Origin of the sequence: Ilumatobacter sp. (assembly GCF_049588435.1) — a bacterium.
Taxonomy (GTDB): domain Bacteria; phylum Actinomycetota; class Acidimicrobiia; order Acidimicrobiales; family Ilumatobacteraceae; genus Ilumatobacter_A.
In genome coordinates this window covers 1-3288 of the sequence record NZ_JBAVYV010000349.1, presented here as the reverse complement: position 1 = coordinate 3288, position 3288 = coordinate 1, and the positions used below count along the sequence as shown (strand labels likewise).

General features: G+C 67.2%; 1 protein-coding gene and 1 pseudogene. Both read right to left on the bottom strand.

Annotation, left to right across the window (positions count from 1 at the left end; translation table 11 throughout):
- Positions 1-2330: pseudogene (locus WBV89_RS13635) on the bottom strand (hypothetical protein); the annotation flags it as partial.
- Positions 2331-2416: 86 nt separating this feature from the next.
- Positions 2417-3142, bottom strand: coding sequence for a lysostaphin resistance A-like protein (locus WBV89_RS13630; protein WP_423981899.1), 726 nt, complete (start codon positions 3140-3142; stop codon positions 2417-2419).
- Positions 3143-3288: the final 146 nt, after the last annotated feature.

The following is a 3288-nucleotide window of genomic DNA, read 5'->3' as shown; positions in this document are numbered from 1 at the left end:
ACCGGGATCGCCGGCCACAGGTCCCGATTCTGGAACCAACTGGTGCCCAGTTCGAGATTTCGTTCACGGGCGTCGCCCGGCTTGTACCAGGCCTCGTCGGCCTGCTCCACCACGACCGGTTCGACGGCCAGCGGCTCGACGATGTTCGAGTCCTGGACCTCATAGATGTCCCAGGTTCCCGACGTGTCGACCAGTTCGAGGCCATCGGTCGCCTCGGCCTCCGCCTTGGCGGGATCGGTGCGGACCATCAGGTACCGCACGCCGAGGTCGCGCATGTGTTGGGCCCCGACCTCGCCGTCGTTGTTGGTGTAGCGCAGCTGACGGACCGGGTTGGACGAGCTCTCCGAGACGGCAGCCGCCGTGAGGAAGTGGTAGTTGGTCGACGCCGTCGCCTCGAAGAACAAGCCCTCCATCGACGCGATGCACCCGTCGGTCCAGTGCGGCAACAGCATCAGCGCCATCGTCGTTCCGTACTCGCTGTTCGCGGAGTTGTTCTCCCAGAGCGCTCGGCCGCAGCCGCGCTCGTCGCCCAGTTCGTCCATCGTCGTCACGACGTCGTGATACGCCGGATACGCGGGACGCCCCTCGTAGCCGCGGAAGTTGTAGCGCGACCAGCCGTCGGCCACCGCTCGACCACTCTCGGCGCCCTTGCGCAACGGTCCCCAGGCATAGGCGGTCTGCGCCGCCTCGGTGTCGGTCGCTGCGGTGATCTCCGCCCGACCGTCGAAGGGGAGCACCTCGTACATCCAGCCGAACACGAGCAGCATCGAGACGCCGACCACGGAGAACGCGCCGGCCCCGGCGTAGCTCCCGAGGCGGTGCCCTGCGGTCTGCTGTCGCACCGCGTTGATCACCAGCGAGACGACCTCGAACGCTCCGGCGACCATCAACAGATACCGGGTGAGGTAGACGAACGGCAGCAGGCGCGGGTTCCACAACAGCCCGATGACCGGAAGGCTGTCGCGGGTGATGTAGACGCCGATGGCGAACGCGATGCAGGTCAGGCCGATCGCTGCTCCGGTCAACTGCCGCCGCATCACGAACGCGACGAACCCGATCACCGCGAGGGTCGTGATGATGATGTCGAGTGCCGGGGTCAGCGGGAAGAACATGTCCCAGAACGAGTCGGTCGAACTGTTCGGACGGAACCCGTACTTCATGTCGGTCATGAACTCGTGACCGAACAGGAACGGACCGACCCACCACGCCGCCAACAGGATCGTCGTGAGCCCGGCGGTCAGGATGTAGTAGAGCCGCGACAGGTCGAGCCAGACGAGACACAGGATCACCGCCGCGACGGCGACGAAGATCAGGACGATGCCGTGCGACACCGCTGCCAACGACAACACGACCGCGGCCCACACGCGGAAACGTCCGGTCCGGAGGCCGTTGGCCAGCAGACCGAGGCCCAGCATCGCAAGGGTGAGCGCGATCGAGAACGAGTACTCGCCCGCCATCGTCGACTTGACGTTGCCGCCGTAGATCTCGAAGCTCTCGTCGAGGAGGAACGCCAGCCCGCCGAAGGCGAACAGTTCGGGGATCGGGTGGCGGAATGCTGCGAGTCGGCCGAACGCCCAGCAGGCGAAGGGGAACATGACGAGGCCGGAGACGGCCACGATCTTGAACGCGATCCCGTACGGGAGGATGACGTCCAGAGCGACGATCGCCAGCGCGGGGATGACCATGTAGAAGCGATACAGCGGGAGTCCGCCGTACCAGTCCATGCTCCAACCGCTCAGCTGGCCGTTCGGCAGCAGCGAATCGCGCAGGAAGGCCGGGGCCCACACGTGTGCGCCCATGTCGCCGCCGGTCGGGGTCGTCCGATCGAGGATCAGATCCTGATCCAAGAATCCGGGAATCGGCGTGAAGTGCACGACGCGCATGACGATCACGGTGGTCACGGTCAGCGCGGTGCTGGTGACGAGCAGGCGCATGATGCGGTCGTTCGTCCAGGGCCTCCGCCACCAGGCGAGTGGGCGACGAACGACGCGGCGCGCCGCACGCTGCACGAGCGAATCGGGCGGGTCGTCGTCGACGAGAAGGGACCTGGTCACGACCGGCGCAGCGACAGCCGACGCGTGGTCGGGATCGGACTCGTCGACACCGGTATCGGTGTCGACGGTTGTGACGCGGGATGGGTCCGTGTCGGTGTCCATGTCCGTATCGGTACCGGTGTCGGTCACCACGGATGCATCAGCCACCGACTCGGTCGCCGGTGTCTCGGGGTTCAGGTCGTCGCCGTAGCGTTCGTCGAACCACGACACGAGGTCGTCGTCCGGGTCGCTCCCGTGGTCGGGCGACCCATCGGATTCACGAATGTCGTCACTCACGGTCGGCGCCCATCACAGTCGGTCCATTCTGACAAAGGGCGGGCACCGTCGAGGGTCACCCGCGCACGAACAATCGAACATCACGATCACAACGCGAGCAGCAACCCGGTCGCGTTGAACCCGATGTGTGCGGCCACGGCCGGTCCGATCCGTCCCGCACGCCATGCCAGGACGCCGAACACGAGTCCCGCGACGAACAGGCCGGGGTACTCGACGGGGCGGAAGTGGATCAGGGCGAACACGGCGGCGACACCGACGACGACCGCCCACGGTGGAAAGTGAGCGAGCAGCGGCTTCTGCAGCAGGCCCCGGTACACGACCTCCTCGACGATCGGAGCCCCGACGACCACGAGGACGAAGAGCAGCACGATCAGGCCACCATCGGCGCGTTCGACCAGGTCCTCGGCGGTCTCGGAGAGCGCGGCATCGTCGAACGTCGCTGGCCAGAGCGCACGCAGCGGGACGTAGAGCGCCGGGATCAGGATGAGCTGGGTCACCACGCCGATCGGGACGCCGACGAGGTCGATCGGCCGGGCGGTGAGTCCGTAGTCGTCGACCACGTGTCCCGTGCCGAGAATCCGCGACGTCGCCCAGGTCCCGATCAGGAACACCGCCCAGCCGGTGACCAGCGAAGCCGCGAGCACCGGGATCGGGAGCACGTCGGTGTCGCCACCGACGAGCACCGCGATCGATGACGCGAACCCTGCCGCCACCCAGATGATCATGAAGGCGGCGACGCCGGACATGGCGCCGGAACCCGGCCGACCCGGTGCGCTGTTGCCGAGACCGGCACTTTTCGCGGGCGTGGACACGACCAGCGACGCTATCGCCGCGCCGTGTTCGCGTGGCCGAGCCGGAACTGTTCGCTCAGACGGCGATCAACGCTCCGCGACGGGCGCCACGGCGGTCGTCGAGATGCCAGCCCTGCGGCACCGAGAGACGATCCGCGTGACGGTCG